2 protein-coding genes are annotated in these 692 nt (G+C 60.4%); both read right to left on the reverse strand.

What is annotated here, in order from left to right:
* Positions 1 to 263 (reverse strand): hypothetical protein (locus tag AC1D0P_RS26630; RefSeq protein ID WP_477679475.1); only part of this gene is annotated, 263 nt, incomplete at its 3' end.
* A 7-nt stretch (positions 264 to 270) separates the two neighbouring features.
* On the reverse strand, positions 271 to 692 hold a 422-nt coding region (locus tag AC1D0P_RS26635; protein WP_477679476.1), incomplete at its 5' end, for an EamA family transporter.

Consider the following 692-nt stretch of genomic DNA (forward strand, 5'->3'; position numbering starts at 1 on the left):
ATGTAGCAGGTCGTGCCGAAGACATAATTAAGCACATAGACGAGATCGGCCCAGCCCATGCGGCGGAACTGGTTCCGCCAGCCGCGTGGGTCCATCACGATGATCAGAACCAGCATGCCGATGGCGCCAAAGATGCCGCGGCCGGCAATCATTGTCGGATAGTCGAGATTCATCAGCCGGGTAAAGAAGCCGGCGCTGCTCCAGGTGATGGCAGCTGCTATGACAAAGAAAAGTCCGATCTGGTGTTCGCGGCGTGCATCCATGCTGTTTCTACGCTGTTTCCGCTGAAGCCGAATCAATTGCCGGATGCGACCGCTGGCTGGCGACGATATGACCGATGACGGCGATGAAGACGATGCCGCCGCCGATCAGTGTAGTCCTGCCCGGTGTTTCGCCGAAGGCGGCCCAGACCCAGAGCGGTGCAAGCGGCGTGTCGAGTGCGCCGATCAGTGCCGTCTCGACTGCCGGGATCTTGCGCGAACCCCAGGCAAAGAAGGCAAGACCCATGGCGGAATTGACGATGCCGAAAAGCGCCATCTGGACGACCTGCACGCCGGTGACATCCAGCGGCTTGCCGAATGGCCAACAGACGAAGATGGAGAAGAAGGCGCCGAGGCAGGCCGAAGCCGTCGCCGACATGCCGGGATTCTTGCGCATGACGATGATCGACAGCGCCATGGTCAGTGTCATGC

The organism is Polaromonas sp. P1_G2 (assembly GCF_056405515.1).